The following is a 19,156-nucleotide window of genomic DNA, read 5'->3' as shown; positions in this document are numbered from 1 at the left end:
GACCCCAGGATGAGGCAGCTCGCCGTCGAGGGCGGGACGCCTTGACGTCCTTTCGTGGCGAGCCGCTCTGAGCGACCAGATCCACCCACCCCGGTTCGTGCCAGCAACGCTCGTCGACCCGGGGCGACCCGCCGACTCGGCCGAGCGTCATTCGCACAGAGCGGAGTCAGAGGGCCTGGCGCAGCAGGCTGCTCGCGACCTCGAGCTCGGACTCGAGCCGGTCGAGGAGACCGGCTGCCGAGGGTGCGTCGAGCAGGTCGCCACGCCCCTCGCGAGGATCGTCCCCGGTCTCGATCCACCGAGCCAGCGCGGCCACCCGGACCGCGCCGATGCTGGCGGCCGAGCCCGCGAGCTCGTGGGCGGCGTGCTCCAGGCCGGCGGCGTCACCGTCGGCATCACCGTCTACGTCACCGTCGACGGCCCGGCGCATCGTCGCGAGCAGCGCAGGCGAGGTGGTGGTGAAGGCGTCGACCATGGCGCGCAGCAGGCCCTGACCGCCGGTGCCGTCGAGGTCGCGCAGCGTCGCCAGCCGCTCCCGGTCGAGAGCCTCGTCGTCCGCGGACGTCGGGGCGACGGTCCCGGCCCCGGCTGCAGCAACGGACGACGCCCGCGGCGAGCGCGCCCAACGACGCAGTGCGTCACGCAGGGCCACCTCGTCGACCGGTTTGGAGACGTAGTCGTCCATCCCCGCGTCCAGGCAGCGTTCGCGGTCCTGCGACGTGGCTCCCGCGGTCATGGCGATGACCGGCACCCGCTCGGTGCCGTCCTCGCGGCGCCTGATCTCGGCGGTCGCGGAGTACCCGTCCATCACCGGCATGTGGCAGTCCATGAGCACGGCGGCGTAGCGGGTGGCCACGACCGCGTCCACGGCCTCCGCGCCGTTCTCGACGACGTCGACGTCGTAGCCGAGCCGCTCGACCAGCCCCCGGGCCACGATCTGGTTCACGGTGTTGTCCTCGACCACCAGCACCCGCCCGGCCGGTGAGGTCGCGCGGCCGGGGCGCGCGGGCTGCATACGCCGCTGCCCGGTGGTCGCCGCACCCGCGACGAGGTTGACGAGGCGGTCGAACAGCTCGGAGCTGCGGACCGGCTTGCTCAGAGCGTCCCGCACGCCGGCTCGCGCCAGCTCGGCACGGTCGATCTCGAGGGTCGAGGACAACATCATCAGGAGGGTGTCTCGGACAACCCGGTCCGTGGAGATGAGCCCGGCCAGCTCCAGCCCGTCCATGCGTGGCATGCACATGTCCAGGACGGCGATGGCGTACGGGTCGCCGGCGGCGGCCGCGGCACGCATGAGGTCGAGGACCTCCCGCGGGTGCTCCAGGCAGTCCGGCCGCATCCCCCACTGGGTGAGCTGGGACTGCAGGACGAGCCGGTTGGTGGCGTTGTCGTCCACGACGAGGACCCGCAGCCCCTGGAGCAGGTCGTTGCGCGGAGCTGGGGGCGGTGCGGACGTGGACACGTGCAGGGGCAGCTCGAACCAGAAGGTGCTGCCGACGCCGACCTCGCTGTCGACCCCGATCGAGCCACCCATCGCCTCGACCAGGCTGCGCGAGATCGCCAGCCCCAGACCGCTGCCGCCGTACTTGCGCGTGGTCGACGCGTCGGCCTGCCGGAACGAGTCGAACATCGCCGGGCGCACGTCCTCGGGGATGCCGATCCCGGTGTCCTCCACCTGGAACCGGACGCGTCCGGCGTCCTCGTCGCTGAGCCGCACCGAGACGACGACCTCGCCCTTGTCGGTGAACTTCACCGCGTTGGAGGCGAGGTTGAGCAGGATCTGGTGCAACCGGCCCTCGTCGCCGACGAGCCGCACGGGCACCTCGGGGGCGCAGTAGGCGATGAGCTCGAGGTCCGGGCGTGAGGTCATCGGCGCGACGAGGGCCGCCACCGACTCGACGAGCAGGCGCGGGTCGACGTCGACGAGCTCGAAGTCGACCTTGCCCGCCTCGAGCTTGGAGAAGTCGAGGATGTCGTTGATGACCCGCAGCAGGGAGTCGCCGGCGCTCTGCAGGCCCTGGGCGTACTGGAGCTGGGTCTCGTCGAGGTCGGTGTGCAGCAGCAGGGTGGTCAGGCCGACGACACCGTTCATCGGGGTCCGGATCTCGTGGCTCATCGTCGCGAGGAACTCCGACTTCAGCCGGGAGGCCTCGAGAGCCTCCTTCCGGGCCACCTCGAGCTCCATGGTCCGGTCGAGCACCCGCTGCTCGAGCTCGGACCGGTTGGCCTCGAGCTCCTCGGCCAGCATGTTGATGCCCACGACGACGGCGTCGAGGTCCTCGTCGTCGGTGCGCGCGCCCCGGGCGTCGAGGTCGCCGGCGGCCAACCGGGTCAGCAGCTCGATCACCGCGTCGATGGGCGAGCCGCCGGGCCCACTCATGGCTGCGCTTGGAGCCAGGCGACCGCGTCGGCCTCGGAGGTGAACATCTTCACCGGGATGGACCCACGTTTGAGGCCGAGGAAGAAGTTGGCCAGCATCCGGGTGGACGCAGAGCCGGCGACGAGCGCGACCGCGCGGTAGTTGGGGTTGCGGTCCATGAAGAACTCGCGAGCCGGCCGGTCGATCGACGCCACCTGGCGCAGGTCGACCAGCGACAGCACCTTGTCCTGGCCCAGCGCCTTGATCTCGGCGTCCACGTCGCGGGCCACGTCGATGCCGCAGACCGCCCCGGGCAGCCAGTCCGTCCGGGCGATGCCGGTCGTCGGGTCCCACGTGATCTCGTAGCTCTTCTCGTCCGAGCTCATCACGCCCCCTCTCGCCTCCCTCGACCTGCCTGTCAAGGTACCCCAGCGCCCCTGCCGCGCAGGGCGGATCGGCACCAGTGGGTGTAGCAATCACCCCATCGGGTGAGGGAGGCTCCCCACACCGGCTGACCTGCGCGGACGATCCCGGACCGGGCCACCGGGCGGGTGGTGCCAGCGGGTGGTCTCACGGGGTGGGGCCGCCGACCGACGCCTCGATCGCGGCGAGGTCGCGGACGGCATACCGGTGGTGCTCCCACTCCTCCTCGAGGATCGTGCGCAGGCAGGTCAGGGTGGTCTCGGGGTAGGTGGGTGCCCACGGATTCCGGCGCTGCACACCGAGGTCCGCGGCGGTGACCGTGGCGAGGAAGTCGCGCACCATGGCGACCCGCTCGGCGCGCACCTCCAGGACCTCGGCGAAGGTCGGCTCGGCGGTCGCGAAGACCGACGGGTCGTTGCCGTCGAGCGCGTACTCCGCGTTCGGCTGGCCGATCGGGTGGAAGGGCCGGGGCCTGTCGAGGACGGCCTTCCCGAGCCAGGTGTCCGTCGCCATCACCAGGTGGCGCAGGGTCTGGGCGAACGACCACTCACCGTCGACCGAGACGTCCACCACCCCCGCGGGCATCGTCGAGACGCGTTCGAGGGTCTGCGCCCAGGTCGCCTCGAGCGCGGACCACGCCGCGCGCAGGCCCTCGGGGTCGGTGGCCCTGCGCAGGGCGCGTCCGGGGAAGCGGCGGTTCAGCTCGCCGTCCACGTAGGGCGCCACGTCGACGCCGTTGACGAGGAGGGTGTCCTCACCCTCGAGGAGCCAAGGGGCGTCGATGTCGGCGCCGCCCACGTGGACCGCGCGCATCACCACCCCGGACAGGTCGCTCCTGACGAACCTCGCCCCACTGAGGTCGGTGTCGACGAACTCGGTGGTGGTCGGGGCCGGGTCCGCGGGTGGGGCTGCGCTCACCGGCCCACCGTGGCGCGAGGAGGTGCGCAGGTCAAGGGCGCCCGGCGGGTCATGGGCAGGGCTTCCGGACCCGGTGCAGGCGGGTCGCGGCCCGGTTGCCGGCCGATTCCCGCCGGGGTTCCACCCGTCCGCGCGTTAGCGTCCGTCATCACCAGTGAGGGGCCGGTCGTGGCCGTGTCGTGCCGAGGAGGGGAGGGGCGTATGGAGCCGCAGCAGGACTTCGAGGAGTTCGTCCGGGCGCGCTGGTCACCACTGCTGCGCACCGCCATCCTGCTCGCAGGCGACCCGTACTCCGGGGAGGACCTGCTCCAGGACACCCTGGCCCGAGCCGCCCAGCGGTGGACGGTGATCGCGGCGGCAGGGTCGCCCGAGGCCTACGTCCGCCGCATCCTCTACACGCGGTCGGTCGACACCTGGCGGTGGCGCCGACGCCAGGCGGACCCGGTCGACGTCGAGGCCGCCACCGCCGGGGGAGGACCGGGACGGCTCGGACCCGACGGCAGAGGGCTCGACCACACCGACCACACCCAGCTCACCGACGCGCGCGTCGCACTGGCCTCGGCACTTCGACGGCTCACGCCGAAGCAGCGCGCCGTGCTGGTCGTCCGGTTCTACGAGGACCGCACCGAGGTCGAGGCGGCCCGGATCCTCGGGTGCTCGGTCAACACCGTGAAGTCCCAGACGCGTCACGCGCTGGGCCGCCTGCGCGAGCTCGCACCCGAGCTCGCCGAGACGTTCGGACGGCAGGAGGTCTCGTCATGAGGACAGCACTGGGCGAAGGACTCGCGGCGCTCGTCGAGGACACCGACGACCGTGCCGCCTCGCCGGGACCACAGCTGACGGCAGGGCTCTGGCAGGCGGGCCGGCGGCGGCGTCGTCGGGCGAACCTGCGCTCGCTGGTCGCTGCCGGCCTGGCGGTGGCTGCCCTCGCGTTCGTGGTCTGGCCGGGGATCATCGGGCCGCCCCCGGTGGCCGAGGCCGTGCCCGCCGCAGCCCCGGTCGCGCGGACCTACCCCTCCGTCGTCGCCCAGCCGCACCTGCCGCCGTCCGCCCTGGAGGCGCACCGCCCCATGGCGGCGGGGTACCTCGCCGCGCAGACCCTGTTCGTCGTGGACGACGGGGGCCAGTCGTGGGAGCTGCCCGACGCCACGGGATTCCGCTACCAGGCGGCGCTCTCCCCGGACGGCGCCCGCATCACCGACGGCTGGGCCCTCCACGACCTCGTCGACGGACGCAGCCGCTCACTGGGCGGCACCTCCGGCCTGCCGGAGGAGACGGTCAGGTATGCCGCCGGCTGGTCGCCGGACTCGGCGCGCTTCCTCGTGCTGACCAACACGAGGACGGACACGGCGCCGGATGCGGTGGGTGGCCTCGACATCGCTGTCGGGACGGCGGATGGTGCCCTCACCGCACTGCCCACGGTGCCGACCCCGGACGCCAGCGGTGTCTCGGGCACGGGCCGGGTCGCATGGCTGGACGACTCCCGGGTTCTGCTCGTCATCCCCGCTGCGCCACGGCCCGAGGACGCCACGCGCGGCGGTGCCCTCGAGGCCTACACCTGGACCGTGGGCGGCCGGGACTGGCAGCCCGCCGGCACGCTGCGGCTCCCGGTGGGTGCGTCGCTGCCGGTCGCCGGCGCCCTCGCCACATCGGCCACGGCGGACGGCAGGGTCGCCCTGACGGTGGAGTTCGACGGTCAGCGCGACCCGAGCTCGGCCAGCGGCTTCCAACCGTTGACCTGGGTGCTGCCGTCCTCCGTGGGCGCCGAGGCGCAGCCTCGGGCAGCTGCCGCGCCGTCCAACCTCACCGTCGACGGGCTGACCTGGCGCGGCGCCGACCTGGTGGTCAGCCGTGGCGGCACCACCGAGGTCGCCGGCTCGGGCCAGGTGCTCAGCGAGGCCGTCAACGGATCGGGCCGCCCCATCACCTGGCGGGACGGCGCCTTCGAGGGAGAGCCGTATCTCAACAGCCTGGCGGTCTGGCGGGACCGGTTGTTCGTCTGGACCGTCCTGCTCGGGTCGCTCGTCCTCATCGCGGTGGGCATCCGGGTCCTGCGTCCCCACGCCGCACGGGCCGGTCTCCTGGGCGAGCGGTACGCCAGCCCCTTCCCCATCGAGGCCCGGTGGATCTGGTCGTGACCGACGGCGTCGCGCGGGGCGGGTGGGTGCCGCGTTCCCGTCCTGCGGACGCTGGACGGGAACCCGGTGGGCGAAAACTAGACTCCCACCGTGTCGTGGTCGCTGTGGTTCACCCTGCTCGGGGCGACCCTCCTCATCTCCCTCACCCCGGGAGCCGGAGCCATCAACACGATGGCCAACTCGATCGGCTCGGGGTGGGCGCGATCGATCTGGGGCATCCTCGGGCAGCAGCTCGCCCTCCTCGTCCACATCGCCGTCGTGGCGGCCGGCGTGGGCGTGCTCGTCGCCGAGTCACCGTTGCTGTTCAACGTGATCCGGTATGCCGGCGCGGCCTACCTGGTGTTCCTCGGCGTGCGCCAGCTGCGCGCGAAGCCGACCGCCCCCGATGCGCAGGCCTCTGTGGCACCGACGTCGCGCGCGGCGATGCTGCGCCAGGGGCTGCTGGTCAACCTCACCAACCCGAAGGCCGTCGTCTTCTTCCTCGCCTTCACCCCGCAGTTCATCCGGCCGGAGCGCCCGCTGGTGCCGCAGTACCTCGTCCTAGGCGCGACCGTCGTGGTGGTCGACGTCCTCGTCATGTGGTTCGTCTTCGCGTTCGCCGCGAGGTGGCTGCGCCGGCTGACGGGGAGCCAGGCCGGCCAGCGCCGGCTGAACCGGGTCTTCGGCGGCTTGTTCGTCGGTGTCGGGGTGCTGCTCGCCGCGGTGCACTGACACGACCGGGCCCGGCCACCCCGAGGGATGACCGGGCCAGGTCGTACGTGGAGGGCGCTCGCCCGGCCCCGCTCTGTGGTGGGGGTCAGACGGTGCGGAACGCCGTCGTGCTCGCCGTGCCGTTGGCCGCCGAACCGTTGCTGTCCGTGCCGTTGCTCTCTGCGCCGGTGCCGCCGGACGTGCCGGCCCCGCCCGAGGTGCCGTCGGGCGCCGCGTCGCCGTCGGGGCCGTGCCCACCCGGACCGTGACCGCCGTGACCGCCGGGGCCACCGGTGCGGGCGGTGATGGTCTCGAGGTCCTTGCTCACCTCGAGCATGACCTGGGCGCCGGCCTTGGTGCCGAACACGTCGTACGAGCCGTCGGGGTCCTTGCGCACCGACGTGACGGTGACGGCGGAGTCCTTGGCCTCGACCGCGGCCGTGACCTTGGTGAGCTCGGCTCCGGTGACCGGGGTGTCGGCGCTGCCGCCCCTGACCCCTTGCAGCCCACCGTCGCCACGCACCTCGCCGGACTGCTGGCCGTCGCCGAGCGAGTACCCGGTCAGCGCGGTGGGCGAGGTGCTGGTGGAGGCGTTCGCCAAGGACGCCACCGTGACGACGATGCCTGTGGCGGCAACGATTCCGGCTGCTGCGGTGATGATGGTCTTGCTGGGCACGGTGGTGCTCCCCTCGGGTGTGGTGCCCGGCCCGGTGGCCGGGTTCTCAGCCCAGAGTGGGAGCGGCGCCTGTGGTCGACCTGTGCCCTGACTGGCGCGACCCTACGAGTCGGTGACCACCCGCGAGGAGAGGTACGGCGCAGGGTCACCCACACGCCATACCCACCTGGTCACTGGCCCTGGTCGCCGCCGTCGGCGCGGGGGAGCTGGACCGTGAAGCTGGTGCCCTTCCCGAGCTCGGAGTCGACGGAGATGGTGCCGTTGTGGCGCGCCACGATGCGCTGCACGATGCTCAGCCCGAGCCCGGTGCCGGGCACCTCGAGGGCGTCCGGGTTGGTGCTGCGGAAGAACTCGGTGAACAGCGACTGCAGGTCGGTGCGGGAGATGCCCAGGCCCTCGTCGGCCACGACCAGCTCGACCTTGTCACCGAGCGGGCGCAGGGTGACGGTGACGGCGCCACCGTCGGTGGTGTACTTCACCGCGTTGCTCACGAGGTTCTCCACGAGGCGGGCCAGCTCCACGCTGCTGCCCCACGCGGTGGGCGCGTGCTCCGGCGCGGCGACGTGGATGGTCACGTCCTCCTGGGTGGCGCGGGGGAGGAACATGTCGGCGGCGTCGCGGACCAGCTCGGCGAGGTCCACGCGCTCGCGGACGAGCGGGCGGTCGGGGTCGCTGACCTTCGACAGGGTGAGCAGGTCGTCGACGAGCCCCTGGAGGCGGTGGGTGTTGCGCGCCATCACCTTGAGCGACCACGTGGCGTCGCCGGTCGGGTTCTCCTTGAGCAGCTCGACGTGGCCGACGATCGAGGCCAGCGGGTTCTTCAGCTCGTGGTGCACGGTGGAGAACAGCGTCGTCTTGGCACGGTCGGCCCGGCGCAGCTCGGCGGTCATCCGGCGCTCGAGCTCGAACAGCCGGGCGTTGACGATGGAACGGCCGACGTCGCGGCCGATCTCCAGCGCGGCGACACGCTCGGCGTCGCTCCACGCAGGGGCGTCCGCGGCACGGGTGAGCACCATGTGGCCGAGGCACTCGGTGCCGGCGCCGATCGGGGCGAGCAGCAGGGAGCCTGCCCCGGTCTTGGCGAGGTAGGTCAGCAGCTCGTCGAGGTCGTCGTCCTCCAGCACCCCGGCGGGGTGGACGGTCCCGTTCCCCACGATCCCGGAGACCTGCTCGGCCCAGGCCCGCTCGGCGAGGGACCTCGCGATGTCGACCATCTTCGTCGGCGTCCGGGTGGAGCCCTGCGCCGAGTATGCAGCGACGCTGTCCGTCTTCGCCGCGTCCTCCGTGGCGAAGGCACGGACCCACAGGCCGAGGCAGTCCAGTCCCGTGCGAATGGGGTCCACGACGGCCTCGACGACCTTGGACGGCTCGAGGATCCCCTGGGAGATGCGGGCGACGCTCTGCACGGTCGCGGCCAGGCGCACCTGCTCGGCGAGGGTCTGGCGCTGGCGGAAGGAGTTGATGGCGATGCCGGCCTGGTTGGCGAACACCTCGAGCACGCCCTGCTGGACCTGCGTCGGGCGCTTGGCCGTGAGCGGGAGGTCGACCGAGATCATGCCGAGCATCTCGCCCGTCGGGTCGTAGAACGGTGCGAGCAGGGTGTCCTCGGGATCCCAGGCGTCCGGGTCGCCGATCATCTGCTCGTCCCACTCGGGCGCGACCCAGCCGGGGCGGGCGTCTCCCGGCAGGTTGGCGGCAGGGATGAAGCGCAGCGAACCCCAGTGCTCGGCCACGGCGAACTCCGCGTCGAGGCTGTCGCGCGGCGTGCGGCGTCCGATGAGCTGCGCGGTGGCATCGGGATGCCCGCCGACGGCGACGATCTGCAGGTCGCCGTTCGAGCGCACCAGACTGATGGCCGCCACCTGGAAGCCCACGACGTCAGCCGCCCCCGCGACGACGAGGTCGAGCAGCTCCTGCAGGCTCTCCAGGCCGCTGGCCTGGTTCATCAGCTGGGAGAGCCGGCGCAGTGCCCGCACCTCAACTGATGAAACGGTCGATTCCATATCGATTCCCATGTGTACCTCGCCCCCTGACGATGACGTGGCCCAACGTATCCGTAGAGCATCTGCACTAATCGGTGAACACGGGGTTGTGCGCCAGTGTGACCAGGCGGGTGGCGCCGTTCGTCCCGAATTTCCCTGGACAGGTTGAGACGGGGCACAACTCGTGCTTCTCTCTGCCCTTCGCGTGCATGGTGCGGGCCTCGGGGGATGCCGCGCCCGGAGCGTCCCAGACGTGGACGCCTCACCCACCGAGACACCCCGGGGAGAACGCCTAGTCCGTTCGGTCAGACGTGCGGAGGCCGAACGTCCCAAGTCGGCTTCCTTGGCCGTGTCGCACCCACACATCCCGCCATATGTTGCCGTTCGCCCAAGTTTTCGTTGATGAGGAAGGTGGCTCAGTGTCCAGACTGCAGTCGGTAGCTGGCCGTGTCCCGCAAGGCTGGTCCTTCGGGCACTGGCCCCTGCGCCGAAAGCTTGCGGCGGCCGTTGCCCTGCCCGTGATCCTGGCCTTCGTCTTCGGTGGCCTGCGCGTCCAGAGCGATGTCACCTCGGCCCAGCAGCTGTCCCGCGCAGCCGACACCGTCCAGGTCATCCGGCCCATCGTCGACTACAACCTTGCGGTGCAGCGACTGGCTGCGGCCGGAAGCGTCGGCGGCAGCGGGGTCATCTCTGCCATCACGCGCTACGAGTCCGCGGCAGCCGACCTGCGCATCGCACTGAAGGTCCCCGGTATCCCGGAGACGGTCAAGCGCAACGCCCAGAGCGCACTGGCCCTCGGGCAGGCGGTCCGTACGGCCAAGACGCAGAACGGCTTCTCCGACGTCGTCATCGACCGGTCCGGCAACATCGCCACGCTGCTCTCGACGGCTGTCTCGGACCTGGGCCTGTCCGACGACTCGGCCTCGGCCAAGATCGTCGTCAGCCTCCAGGACACCATCGCCGCCCAGCGCGCGATGACCGGGCAGCAGCTCAACCTCGCCAACGCCGACGACGGGGCGGCAGCCCTGCGCGCGATCGGCCAGACCGGTGCGGAGACGGCGGCACTGACCCGGCTTCAGTCCAACGGTTTCGGCGATGCCACCCAGATCCGCCAGCTGCTCAACGAGAGTGGTCGCCGGGCGTCCACCCTCCAGCAGGAGACCCAGGACGCGGAGCAGATCGCGGCGCTGGCGCCGGTGATCGAGTCGAGCAACGCCGAGTACAGCAAGCTCATCGACAGCGAGCTGTCCGCGCTCGAGTCCAACCTGCGCGAGCGCGCCTCCGCCTTCCGCGACACCGCCATCCTCAACGCCGTCCTCGTCGCAGTCGCCCTCCTCGCGGCGCTGACCATCGTCCTCGCGCTCCTGCGCTCGCTGCTCACGCCGATCCGCGCCGTGCGCCAGGGTGCCCTCGACGTCGCCCAGAAGCGTCTGCCCGAGGCCGTCGCCGCCATGCGTGACGGCACCGAGCCGCCCGCCTTCGTCGCGATCCCGGTCCACACCCGCGAGGAGATGGGCCAGCTGGCCCGCGCCGTGGACGACCTCCACACGCAGGCCCTCACCCTCGCCGGCGACCAGGCCCGGCTGCGGGTCCAGGTCGGCCACATGTTCGAGACGCTCTCGCGCCGCAGCACCTCGCTCATCGACCAGCAGCTGTCCCTCATCGAGCGCCTCGAGAGCGACGAGGAGGACCCGAAGCGGCTCCAGAGCCTGTTCCGCCTCGACCACCTCGCCGCCCGCATGCGCCGCAACAGCGACTCGCTCCTCGTGCTCGCCGGCACCTCGACCCGTCGCGGCTTCTCCGGTGCGGTGTCGGTGTCCGACGCCGTCCGCGCCGCCGTGTCCGAGGTCGAGAACTACGAGCGCATCGACATCGGTGACACCTCCAACGACCAGGTCCTCGGCGCCGTCGGCTCCGACCTGATCCACCTCGTCGCCGAGGTCATCGACAACGCGCTGGCCTACTCACCGCCCACCACCCGCGTGGACATCCGTGGCGCCCGCACGCCCGAAGGTGGCCTCCTCGTCGAGGTCAGCGACCGGGGACTCGGTATGCCGCCCAAGGAGCTGGCTGCGCTCAACGACCGGCTCGCGCACGGCGGGGACATCACGCCCGACACCGCGCGCCGCATGGGTCTGTTCGTGGTCGGCAGCCTGGCCAAGCGCCACGGCATCGCCGTCCGCCTTCGTCGCAACGGCGACGACCGTCCCGGCATCACGGTGTCCGTGCACCTGCCGGCCGGCCTGCTCGCCGACACCGCCGGACGGGCCGACCGCCCGGTCCGTCCCGCCGCGAAGCCCGCCGCCGCTCCCGCGCCGGCTGCCCTCGCGGCACCGACCGCCCCGGCCGTCGGTGGCACCACCAAGGCCGGTCTGCCGACGCGGGTCCGCGGTGCCAGTGGCGCCCCGAGCCCCGTGGTCGACGCAGCCAAGAAGGTGCTCCCGACCCGCACCCCCGGCGCGCACGGACCGACCTCGGCCGACGCCATCACCGCGGTCCCGATCAAGCCCGTCATCGAGGGTGCCGCAGCTGCCGAGGCCAAGCCGGCCACCAACGGCCACGGCACCAACGGCACCAACGGCACCAACGGCCACGGCACCAACGGCCAGGCCGACGACGCGAAGGTTGCGGAGGCCAAGGCTGCCGCGGATGCCAAGGCTGTCGCCGACGCCAAGGCCGCCGACGAGGCGAAGGCCGCCGACGCGGCTGCGCGCGTCGAGGCTGACCGTGCCGAGACCGCCCGCATCGAGGCTGACCGTGCCGAGACCGCCCGCATCGAGGCCGCTCGGGCCGCGGAGGCGAAGGCTGCCGCGGACGCGAAGGCCGTCGCCGACGCGAAGGCCGCCGAGGAGGCTGCCACCCAGGTCGCCACGGGTATGCCCGCCGAGGCCAAGGCTGCCGCCGAGGCCAAGGCTGTTGAGGAGGCCAAGGCTGCCGAGGTCGCCGAGGCCGCTCGTCTCAAGGCCACCCAGGACGCCGAGATCGCCGCACAGGCCGAGGCTGCCCGGGCCGCGGCCGAGCAGGCGTCTGCTGCCGCGGCGACGGACGCCGCACCGCGGTCGGCTGCCGGTCTGCCGATGCGCAAGCCGCGTGCCACGGGCATCACCGAGGCCACCGAGTTCGGCGCGGCCCCGGCCACCGACAGCACCGACAGCTCCGGCACCGCTGACACCGCTGACAAGGCAGGCGACAAGGGCAAGGGCAGCCGCCTGACCAGCTGGCTCCCGAGCCGCAAGGCCGCCGAGGCGGCCCGCGTCGAGGCCGAGGAGGCCGAGACCCACCGCATGCCGTCCAACCTCTCCGCGTGGCTCGAGCACCGCGCAGCGGTGACCGAGGCCCGCGAAAAGGCCGAGCGCGGCGAGACCGAGACGGAGTCCAGCACCGACGCCGGCACCGACGCCACCACCGAGGCAGCCTCTGTCGAGGTGGCGGAGACCACCGAGCTCACCGTCCCGGACGCCTGGGTGTCCGAGGCCACCAGCACGGACCAGCCGTCCACCGGCGGCACCGACGCTCCTGCGACGACCGAGCAGGGCCTGCCCACGCGGGTGCCCGGTGCCAGCGGTTCGACCACCCCGGTCGAGGCCGAGCCCGAGCCCTTCGCAGGTCGCCCGGCGCTGCGGGCCCACAACACCTCCTTCTTCGGCGCCCGCAAGGCCGTCGCGGCACCGGAGGCGGACGCCACGCCCGTCGTCGAGGCGGACACCACGCCGCAGACCGCCCCCGCGGTCGAGGTCCCTGTCGCCGTGGCGACGGACACGGCACCCATCCAGGACACCACCGTCGACCAGGTCGAGGAGCAGATTGACGTGCAGGCCGACCCCCAGGCCTCGTCCGCCTCAGCGGCAGCCGAGACCACGCCGATCTTCCGCTCGATGATGTCGTCCTCGGGCCTGCCGATGCGACGTCCCGGCACGACCATGAACCCCACCACCAACCCCGGCGAGTCCGACGCCCAGGCCGAGGAGCCCGCCGCACCCGCGACGTCGCGCCGCGACCCTGAGGCGATCCGCCGGAGCCTGAACCGCCACCAGAACGGTGTGAGCACCGCACGCACCGAGGCACAAGACGGAACCCACCGAGAGGAAGCCGATGTTCACCACTGACGCCATGGCCCAGCCCAAGGGCGAGTACGACTGGCTCGTGGCCAAGTTCGCGACCGAGACCCCTGGCGTGTCCCACGCCATCCTGGTCTCCGCCGACGGACTGCCCATGGCCTCCAGCGAGCAGCTGCCCGAGGACCGCGCCGAGCAGATGGCTGCGGTGGCCTCCGGCATGGCGAGCCTCGCGTCCGGAGCGGCCCGGCTCTTCCAGGGTGGCACGGTCCTTCAGTCCGTGATCGAGATGGAGCTCGGCTTCCTGCTGCTCATGAGTGTCGGCGACGGTTCACACCTCGCTGCCCTCACGAGCACGGACTCCGACATCGGTCAGGTTGGTTACGAGATGGCGGTGCTGGTTGACCGCGTCGGCAAGATGATCGACGCGGCTGCCCGGGCGCCGATGTCGGGGTAACGCCATGGCGCCCGACGCACGCGAGGAGTCGACCGGACCGAGGTTGGTCCGGCCCTACGCGCTGACGTCCGGACGCACCGAGTCCGTGGTGGACCTGCCCATCGAAGCCACGCTCGAGGTGCAGCCCTCCGGACGCAGTGCGACCTGGCCCGAAGGACACATGTCCGGCCGCATCATCGAGCTCTGTGCTGCTTCCCAGTCGGTGGCTGAGGTATCCGCCAAGCTGCAGGTCCCGCTCGGGGTCGCCCGGGTGCTCATCGGGGACCTGATCTCCGCCGGACACCTGAAGACCCGCAAGACCATCTCCGAAAACACCACCACCGACGAACGACGTGAACTCATCGAAAGGACACTCAGTGGACTACGCGCCCTCTAACCGCAACAGCGCCTCGACCAAGATCGTCGTGGCCGGCGGGTTCGGCGTCGGCAAGACCACCTTCGTGGGTGCCGTCTCCGAGATCGACCCGCTGCGCACCGAGGCCCTGGTCACCCAGGAGTCCGCTGGGCAGGACGACATCTCCAAGGTGCAGCAGAAGCACACCACCACGGTGGCCATGGACTTCGGCCGCATCACCTTGGCGCAGAACCTCGTGCTCTACCTGTTCGGCACCCCCGGGCAGCGACGCTTCTGGTTCATGTGGGACGACCTGGTCAAGGGCGCCATCGGTGCCGTCGTCCTCGTCGACACCCGGCGCCTCGACGACAGCTTCGCGGCCGTCGACTACTTCGAGGCCAAGGGCCTGCCGTTCATCGTCGCGCTCAACCAGTTCGACGGCTCCGGCGAGTTCGGTCCCGAGGAGATCCGCGAGGCCCTGGCCATCTCGGACCACATCCCCGTGATCGAGGTGGACGCCCGCGACCGCGAGTCCGCCAAGCACGCCCTCGTGCGCATCACGGAGTTCGCCCTCACGCAGCTGAGCCGCGTGCCGGTCACCACCTGACGTCCACCTGCTGAACGCGCCGCAGGCGCCCCCTGAGCAGCCGGAGCCCGACGACCCCCGCATGGGTCGCCGGGCTCCGGCGTGCGGTGGCACACTTCGGCGGCATGACCACCACCGCCGCCATCATGGGCACCCCGACCGTTGCTCCGTATGGCGCGTGGGCCTCTCCCGTGAGCTCCGCCAGCCTCGCTGGGGACCGGGTCGCCCTGGACCAGCCGTCCATCGACTCCGGCCACCTCTACTGGCTCGAGGGCCGCGGCACCGAGGGCGGCCGGGTGGTCCTCGTCCGTGACGGCCAGGACCTGACGCCGGCTCCGTTCAACGTGCGGTCACGGGTCCACGAGTACGGCGGCGGCGCCTACACCGTCGAGGCCGACGTGGTCGCGTTCGTCGACTTCACCGACCAGCGGGTGCACGTGCTCGACCGGCCGGGCGACGGCGCGCAAGCCCTCGGCGAGCGGCTGCCCCGGGCGATCACGCCCGAGAGCGACGGCCTGCTGCGCCACGCCGACCTCCGCCTCGACCTCGCCCGGCGACAGCTGTTCTGCGTCCGAGAGGACCACCGTGCCGAGGGGGAGGCGGTGAGCGCCATCGTCCGCCTCGACCTCGACGGGGAGAACGCCGAGGGCGGCACGGTCCTGGTCGAGGGGCCGGACTTCCTGTCCGCGCCACGGCTGAGCCCGGACGGCACCCGTCTGGCCTGGCTCCAGTGGAGCCACCCGAACATGCCGTGGGACTCCACCGAGCTCTGGACGGGCACGGTCGGCGACGACGGGCTCACCGGGGCGCAGCGCGTCGCCGGTGGCGAGGGCGTTGCCGTGACCGAGCCCCGGTGGACCGCCGACGGCACGCTGCTCCACCTGTCCGACGCGTCGGGCTGGGCCAACCTCGCCGCGGTGGACCCCACCGGCGCCATCACCGCCGTGACCACGGCCGACCACGAGCTGGGCTGGCCCCAGTGGGTCTTCGACCGGCCCTCCTTCGGGTCCACCGCCGACGGGACGATCGTCTGCACGTGGTTCGAGGACGGGCTGGGGCGCCTCGGGACGGTCTCCACCGGGGGTGGCCTCGTGCCGCTCGACCTCGCAGGGGTGGCCTTCGACCACGTCCGCGTCGAGGGACGCACGGCCGTCGCCCTGGTCGACCGGGCGGACCGGTCGCGGGCCGTGGCCACGGTCGACCTGGACAGCGGGGCCATGGAGGTGGTCCGCGAGGAGTCGGCCGTGGACCTGCCCGACGGGATGCTGTCGACCCCCGAGAACGTCTCGTGGACCAACACCGTGGGCGAGACCGTGCACGGCGTCTTCCACGCGCCGGCGAACGCCGACTTCGTCGCCCCCGAAGGTGAGCTGCCCCCACTCGTCGTGCGGCTGCACGGTGGTCCGACCTCGATGACCGTGGCGGCGTTCAGCCTCGACACCGCCTACTGGACCAGCCGTGGGCTCGCAGTGCTCGACGTCAACTATGGCGGCAGCACCGGCTACGGTCGCGCCTACCGCGAGCGGCTCAAGGGGCAGTGGGGTGTCGTCGACGTCGACGACTGCTCCTCCGGTGCCCGGGCCATGGCGGAGCAGGGGCGGGTGGACGGCTCGCGGCTCGCCATCCGTGGCGGGAGTGCCGGGGGCTTCACGACGCTGGCCGCGTTGACGGGAACCGACGTGTTCGCCGTGGGGGCGAGCTACTTCGGGGTCGGCGACCTGGCGGCCCTGGCGCGGGACACCCACAAGTTCGAGTCGCGGTACCTCGACGGGCTGGTCGCCCCTTGGCCCGATGGTGAGGCCGTCTACCGTGAGCGGTCCCCGTTGCACCACCTCGACGCTCTCAGTGCACCGATGATCCTGCTCCAGGGGCTCGACGACCGGGTCGTCCCGCCCAACCAGGCGAACGAGATGGCCGATGCCGTGCGGGCCAAGGGCCTGCCGGTCGCCCACCTCGAGTTCGATGGGGAGGGCCACGGCTTCCGCCGCGCGGAGACGATCGTGCGGGCCCGCGACGCCGAGGCGTACTTCTACGCCCGGATCTTCGGCTACCAGCTCGCCGACGACGTCGCGCCCGTCGACATCGACAACCTCTGACCGTTGCCCCATCGCCCACCGACCACCGACCACCGAGCAAGGACCGAGGACCGCCCACGCATGAGCACCCCTGACCCCCGGCCGAGCCTCGTCGACCTCGCGGAGCAGGACCGGCACCGCCCTCGGTTCCACTTCGTGTCACCCGCCGGCTGGCTCAACGACCCCAACGGCCTGACGCAGTGGGACGGCACGTACCACCTCTTCTACCAGTACAACCCGACGTCGGCCCTGCACAGCCGGATCCACTGGGGGCACGCGACGAGCGCCGACCTGGTCACGTGGACCGACCAGCCGATCGCCCTCGTCCCCGGCGACGACGGGCCCGACCGCGACGGCTGCTGGTCGGGTGTCCTCGTCGATGACGGCGGCACGCCGACGGTCATCTACTCCGGCCGTCATGACGAGCGCGAGCTCGCCTGTGTGGCAACAGGTTCCGCCGACCTCAACACGTGGGTCAAGGACCCGGCCAACCCCGTGATCGCGGAGTACCCGCAGGGGCTCGAGCTCACGGCCTACCGGGACCACTGCGTCTGGCGCGAGGACGGTCGTTGGCGCCACCTCGTGGGTTCGGGTCTCGTCGGCGAGGGCGGGACGGCGCTCCTCTACGAGTCCACCGACCTGCGCACGTGGGACTACGTGGGTCCGCTGATCACGGGAGACGCGACGACCGGCACGGTAGAGGCCGGTGACTGGACGGGCACCATGTGGGAGTGCGTCGACCTCTTCCGGCCACCGTTGGCCGACGCGACCGGGGCGGCCGACGGCTCGGATCCTGTCGACGTGCTGGTGTTCTCGGCGTGGGACTCGGGTGTCACGCACTACCCGCTCTACTGGACCGGGCGCTACGCGGGGGATGCCTTCGACCCGCACGAGCTGCACCGGCTCGACTACGGCGGCCGCTACTTCTACGCGCCGCAGAGCTTCCGCGACGAAGGGGGACGACGGCTGGTGTTCGGGTGGCTCCAGGAGGGGCGCACCGACGAGGCGATGGAGGCTGCCGGCTGGTCCGGGGTCATGTCCCTGCCCCGCGTGCTCACCCTGGGTGCCGACGGTGCGCTGCTCCAGGCACCGGCCCCCGAGGTCGCCGCGCTGCGTCAGGACGCGACGACGTATGCGGCGCAAGGACTTTCGAGTCACCCACTCGACCTCGGCAGTGGCGAACAGCGCGACCTCGAGCTCAGCGTGGTGCTCGAGCCCGGGGCCGCGGTCGCGCTCACGCTGGCCGCCAGCCCGGACGGCGAGGAGGCGACCGTCGTGAGCATCTCGCGCGGCACGGCCGACCCGGGACGGGCCACGGTCCTGCTCGACCGGTCGCGCTCGAGCACCGACGAGAAGGTCGACCTCGGTCCGCGCTCGGGGCCGGTGCCCGTCGGCGAGGACGGACGGGTGGAGCTGCGCGTCCTGCTCGACCACTCGGCGCTCGAGGTCTTCGCCAACGGACGCGCGCTGACGGCGCGCATCTACCCGACCCGCGCGGACGCGGTGCACGTCTCGGTGGCCCTCGTCGACGGGGTCGCCGGCCTGGAGGCGGCGACGACCTGGTCGATGCGCGACGTGTGGGACGGACCGCGCCCGCTCTACCCCTGACGACCGGCGCGCACGCGCTCGAGGACCGCCGCGGCGACGACGTCGGGGTGGGTCTCGGGCAACCAGTGACCGGCCTCGACCTCCACGAACCGGTAGTCGGCGCCGACCCACCGGGCGGTGCGCTCGGCCGCCGCCCGACCCAGGGCGGGATCGTCCTGACCCCAGAGGTACGTCGTCGGGACGGTGACCTGCGCGGGGGCCCGCCCACCGCCTGCCCGGCGCTTACGGACCAGCCGCGTGAGCCGGGGCCGCAGGGCGCGGTACCAAGCCAGGCCGCCACCCGCGGCGCCCGGCTGACGGAACCGCGCGACATACCGCTGCGCGTGCTCCTCGGGGAGCCCGCTGCCGCGCAGGACCTCGGCGAGGCGGCGCCGGAGCACGGCCTCGGGGAGCAGGGGCAGCTGGAAGGCGAGCATGTACCAGCTCCGGCGGGCCTGGTCGCCGTGCCGAAGCGCCCACGCCATCGCGTGGTGGTGCGGCGTGGAGACGACGGTGAGGCTGTGCAGCCGCTCGGGGTGACGCTCGGCGAAGGCCCAGGCCACCGCACCGCCCCAGTCGTGCCCGACGAGGTGCACCCGCTCGTGACCGCTCGCGTCCACGAGCGCGAGGACGTCGGCCACCAGCTGCGACATCCGGTATGCGGCCCTGCCGCGCGGGCGGGCGCCGGGGGAGTACCCGCGCTGGTCGGGAGCGAGGACGCGCAGCCCCTCGGCGGCGAGGCGCTCACCCACCGCGCTCCAGGCCGACCTGTCCTGCGGCCAGCCGTGCAGCAGGACCACCACGTCTCCCTCGGGTGGGCCGAGGTCGCTGACGTCGAAGACCAGGCCGTCCCTGCGCAGGTGTTCCACGACTCGA

Annotated in this window: 15 protein-coding genes; 9 read left to right on the top strand and 6 right to left on the bottom strand. The window is 72.3% G+C overall.

Annotated features, from left to right (window positions below; all coding sequences use genetic code 11):
* Positions 1-166: 166 nt before the first annotated feature.
* The 3 genes from ABD286_RS08100 to ABD286_RS08090 form a co-directional block, all read right to left on the bottom strand.
* Positions 167-2,380, bottom strand: a complete 2,214-nt coding sequence (locus ABD286_RS08100; protein ID WP_344191995.1) for a hybrid sensor histidine kinase/response regulator — start codon at positions 2,378-2,380, stop codon at positions 167-169.
* On the bottom strand, positions 2,377-2,745 hold the full coding sequence (locus tag ABD286_RS08095) for a SpoIIAA family protein (RefSeq protein WP_344191993.1): 369 nt from the start codon (positions 2,743-2,745) through the stop codon (positions 2,377-2,379). The genes ABD286_RS08100 and ABD286_RS08095 overlap by 4 nt, the downstream gene beginning before the upstream one ends.
* Before the next feature lie 184 nt (positions 2,746-2,929).
* The gene (locus tag ABD286_RS08090) at positions 2,930-3,700 is read right to left on the bottom strand and encodes a DinB family protein (protein ID WP_344191991.1); all 771 of its coding nucleotides are present in this window, start codon (positions 3,698-3,700) and stop codon (positions 2,930-2,932) included.
* Positions 3,701-3,901: 201 nt separating this feature from the next.
* Between ABD286_RS08090 and ABD286_RS08085 the strand changes: the two genes are divergently transcribed.
* From ABD286_RS08085 to ABD286_RS08075, 3 genes are all read left to right on the top strand, one after another.
* Entirely contained in the window at positions 3,902-4,462 is a 561-nt protein-coding gene (locus tag ABD286_RS08085) for a SigE family RNA polymerase sigma factor (RefSeq protein ID WP_344191989.1), read from the top strand.
* Positions 4,459-5,838 carry a hypothetical protein gene (locus ABD286_RS08080; RefSeq protein WP_344191987.1) on the top strand — a complete coding sequence of 460 codons (1,380 nt, stop codon included), beginning with the start codon at positions 4,459-4,461 and terminating at the stop codon, positions 5,836-5,838. The genes ABD286_RS08085 and ABD286_RS08080 overlap by 4 nt, the downstream gene beginning before the upstream one ends.
* Before the next feature lie 90 nt (positions 5,839-5,928).
* Positions 5,929-6,549 carry a LysE family transporter gene (locus ABD286_RS08075; protein ID WP_344191984.1) on the top strand — a complete coding sequence of 207 codons (621 nt, stop codon included), beginning with the start codon at positions 5,929-5,931 and terminating at the stop codon, positions 6,547-6,549.
* An 85-nt stretch (positions 6,550-6,634) separates the two neighbouring features.
* On the opposite strand, the gene ABD286_RS08070 is transcribed toward ABD286_RS08075, so the two are convergent.
* Both ABD286_RS08070 and ABD286_RS08065 read right to left on the bottom strand, forming a co-directional pair.
* A complete protein-coding gene (locus ABD286_RS08070; RefSeq protein WP_344191982.1) occupies positions 6,635-7,204 on the bottom strand; it encodes a hypothetical protein in 570 nt (189 codons plus the stop codon).
* Positions 7,205-7,374: 170 nt separating this feature from the next.
* Entirely contained in the window at positions 7,375-9,180 is a 1,806-nt protein-coding gene (locus ABD286_RS08065; RefSeq protein WP_344191980.1) for an ATP-binding protein, read from the bottom strand.
* Positions 9,181-9,605: 425 nt separating this feature from the next.
* Here ABD286_RS08065 and ABD286_RS08060 point away from each other — a divergent pair, with 425 nt between their 5' ends.
* The 6 genes from ABD286_RS08060 to ABD286_RS08035 all read left to right on the top strand — a co-directional run bounded on the left by ABD286_RS08060 (position 9,606) and on the right by ABD286_RS08035 (position 18,301).
* Positions 9,606-13,292, top strand: a complete 3,687-nt coding sequence (locus tag ABD286_RS08060) for a sensor histidine kinase (RefSeq protein WP_344191978.1) — start codon at positions 9,606-9,608, stop codon at positions 13,290-13,292.
* A complete protein-coding gene (locus ABD286_RS08055) occupies positions 13,279-13,698 on the top strand; it encodes a roadblock/LC7 domain-containing protein (protein ID WP_425565324.1) in 420 nt (139 codons plus the stop codon). Before ABD286_RS08060 ends, ABD286_RS08055 begins: the two co-directional genes overlap by 14 nt.
* Positions 13,699-13,702: 4 nt before the next feature.
* Positions 13,703-14,074: a DUF742 domain-containing protein gene (locus ABD286_RS08050; RefSeq protein ID WP_344191976.1), complete on the top strand. Its 372-nt coding sequence runs from the start codon at positions 13,703-13,705 to the stop codon at positions 14,072-14,074.
* Positions 14,055-14,639: a GTP-binding protein gene (locus ABD286_RS08045; protein ID WP_344191974.1), complete on the top strand. Its 585-nt coding sequence runs from the start codon at positions 14,055-14,057 to the stop codon at positions 14,637-14,639. Before ABD286_RS08050 ends, ABD286_RS08045 begins: the two co-directional genes overlap by 20 nt.
* Positions 14,640-14,743: 104 nt before the next feature.
* The gene (locus tag ABD286_RS08040; protein ID WP_344191973.1) at positions 14,744-16,714 is read left to right on the top strand and encodes a S9 family peptidase; all 1,971 of its coding nucleotides are present in this window, start codon (positions 14,744-14,746) and stop codon (positions 16,712-16,714) included.
* A gap of 60 nt (positions 16,715-16,774) precedes the next feature.
* Positions 16,775-18,301: a glycoside hydrolase family 32 protein gene (locus ABD286_RS08035; protein ID WP_344191971.1), complete on the top strand. Its 1,527-nt coding sequence runs from the start codon at positions 16,775-16,777 to the stop codon at positions 18,299-18,301.
* Here the strand turns inward: ABD286_RS08035 and ABD286_RS08030 are convergent.
* Positions 18,292-19,149 (bottom strand): alpha/beta fold hydrolase, encoded by an 858-nt coding sequence (locus tag ABD286_RS08030; protein ID WP_344191969.1) that lies wholly within the window; start codon positions 19,147-19,149, stop codon positions 18,292-18,294. The genes ABD286_RS08035 and ABD286_RS08030 overlap by 10 nt on opposite strands.
* Between the last annotated feature and the right edge of the window lie 7 nt (positions 19,150-19,156).

The organism is Pedococcus aerophilus (assembly GCF_039532215.1).
In the GTDB taxonomy this organism is placed as follows: Bacteria; Actinomycetota; Actinomycetes; order Actinomycetales; family Dermatophilaceae; genus Pedococcus; species Pedococcus aerophilus.
Note: the sequence above shows the minus strand (reverse complement) of the source record. Positions and strands in the feature narration are given on the sequence as shown.